The 2,463-nt window shown below is 65.7% G+C and carries 3 protein-coding genes; all 3 read left to right on the forward strand.

All coding sequences use genetic code 11. The annotated features are described in order from the left end of the window. A partial coding sequence (locus EOA60_RS28680) for a type VI secretion IcmF C-terminal domain-containing protein (protein ID WP_281060789.1) occupies nt 1–478 on the forward strand: 478 nt, incomplete at its 5' end. 153 nt (nt 479–631) lie between these two features. Beyond that, on the forward strand, nt 632–1,396 hold the full coding sequence (locus EOA60_RS28685; RefSeq protein ID WP_066989102.1) for a protein phosphatase 2C domain-containing protein: 765 nt from the start codon (nt 632–634) through the stop codon (nt 1,394–1,396). Between the two features lie 5 nt (nt 1,397–1,401). Further along, nucleotides 1,402–2,463: serine/threonine-protein kinase (locus tag EOA60_RS28690; RefSeq protein WP_164899616.1), on the forward strand; the 1,062-nt coding region annotated here is incomplete at its 3' end.

Genomic DNA, 2,463 nt, shown 5'->3' on the forward strand with positions numbered 1-2,463 from the left:
CTCCAGCCGCGACCTCGCCAAATCGACCTTGAAGGCGTTCCAGTCGGCGGCGGAAATCCGCAGCGCCTTCTTCCCCTCCGGCGGTTCGGCGCCGTCGGTCTCGATCACCTTCACGCCCTCCTCGCTGAACAGCGAGGTGGATAGCGCGGTGCTCAACATAGATGGGCAGACGGTGCAAAGCACGCAGGCCGGCAATGCGCCGAGCACGGTGACATGGCCGGGCGGCGGCGCTTCCGGATCCGCGAGCCTCAGCCTGACGCCGGAGATGCCCGGCCGCGAGTCCGCCCTCAAATTCGAAGGGCCATGGGCTCTGAAGCGCCTGCTGGACAAGGCGAGCGTCACCAGCAACGGCGCCGGCGCCGAGGCGCGCTTCGTGATCGGCGGACGCGACGTCGCCTACAAGATGGAGAGCGGCTCTGGCGCCAATCCCTTCCTGCTCCCGGCGCTGTCCGGGTTCAGCTGTCCGAAGGCATTCTGAGATGGCGCCGTCATGGTCGATCGGATCGTTCCCGAGCAGCACCGTCTCCCGCCTTCATTTTGATACTCTAAAGTATGCGCTTGTGGCAAACTGGCCTGGGCACGCGGCCCATCGTTCGTCACAGAGGACGCTCGCGAAGCGCTTGGTGGCAAATTGAGCACTGTCGCCCTTTCCATTGAGAGTTTCGGCGTCAGCCACAAAGGCTGTGTGCGCGACCACAACGAAGACAACTATCTGGTCGAGCAACAAGCCGGCCTTTGGGTGGTGGCCGACGGAATGGGCGGCCATGAGGCCGGCGAGGTCGCTTCGGCCAGCATCGTCGACCACCTGGCGACGATCGGCATTGCGAGCTCGGCGCCGGACCTTCGCGCCCGTTTCGAGGACCGGCTGAGCCGCGCCAATGCCGAGATCCGCAACATATCGCGTTCGCGCGGCATCACCATCGGCTCCACCTTCGCCGCCCTGCTCGCCATGGAGGGGCGGTTCGCGGGCCTGTGGGCCGGCGACAGCCGCATCTATCTGGTACGCGGCGGCGCTATCTCGCAGATTTCCAGGGATCATACCGAAGTCCAGGAGCTGCTAGACCGGGGCATGATCAGCGCGGAGGAAGCGCTCACCTGGCCGCGCCGCAATGTGATCACCCACGCCGTCGGGGTCAGCGACGAACTCGAGATCGATTTTCAGCAAGGCGAGTTGATGCCGGGGGATATCTTCGTATTGAGCACCGACGGGCTCACCGCGCATGTCAGCGACGCGGAGATCGAAGCGGCGGTGAAGTCCGCGCCGCCGCAAGCCGCGTGCGAGAAGCTGCTGGAGACGGTGCTGGCGCGCGGCGGAACGGACAATGTCACCATCGTGCTGGTCAGGATCGGCGACGGACGCAACGGACCGCTCGATGCGGATCGGTCCAGGGGCTGAGACACATGAGCGACGACGACAGGACGCGGATTTCGCCGAACCTCGCAAATACCGGCGTCGGCACGCAGCTCAGCGGCATCTACGAGCTCGACGAGCGCATCGCATCCGGCGGCATGGGCGAAGTCTATCGCGGCCACAATATCCAGACCGGCGACCATGTCGCGATCAAGATAGTGCTGCCCGAGTTCGCGCGCGACCAAACCATTCTGTCGCTGTTCCGCAAGGAAGCCTCGATCCTCAACCATTTGTCGCATGACGCGGTGGTGCGATACCACGTCTTCACCATCGATCCGGGGATCGGCCGCCCCTACCTGGCGATGGAGTTCGTCGACGGCCAGTCGCTGTTCGAAGTCATGCGGCGCGGCCCGATGGCGCCACCGGACGTGCGTCGGCTTTGCCATCGCCTCGCCTCGGGCCTGAGCGCCGTGCATCAGGCCGGCGCGGTCCACCGCGACCTTTCGCCCGACAACATCATCCTGCCGGGCGGCCGGGTCGAGCGGGCCAAGATCATCGACTTCGGCATCGCGCGCTCGGCGAATGTCGGCGGCGAGACGCTGATCGGCGGGAAATTCGCCGGCAAATACAATTACGTCTCTCCCGAACAGCTCGGCCTTTATGGCGGGGAGGTCAGCGAGCAATCCGATATCTACAGCCTCGGCCTGGTGCTGGCCGCCGCGCTGCGCGGGAAGCCGCTCGACATGAGCGGCTCGCAATATGAGGTCATCGAGAAGCGCCGCACCGTGCCGGACTTGTCGGACATCAATCCCGATTTCCGCGAACTCATCGAAGCGATGTTGCAGCCGGATCCTCAAGACCGGCCCGCCAGCATGGCCGAGATCGCCAGGGCAACGCGTGACGACGATCTCGACGCGACCTTGCCGCCGCCCGGATCGTTTGCTCCGCGGGAACGATCCGGCTTGCCGCGCGCCGGCTGGACGGCCTTGCCAAACACCAGTCCCCCGGCTTCTGCTGTTCCCGACGAACCGCGTTTCGTTCCGCATGTGCGGCCTGCGCACCTGTCGCAACCGAGGCCGGCGCCGGCGACGGCTCCGGCCAGTGCGTCAAGC

It is taken from the genome of Mesorhizobium sp. M1A.F.Ca.IN.020.06.1.1 (genome assembly GCF_004023265.1).
Lineage (GTDB): Bacteria > Pseudomonadota > Alphaproteobacteria > Rhizobiales > Rhizobiaceae > Mesorhizobium.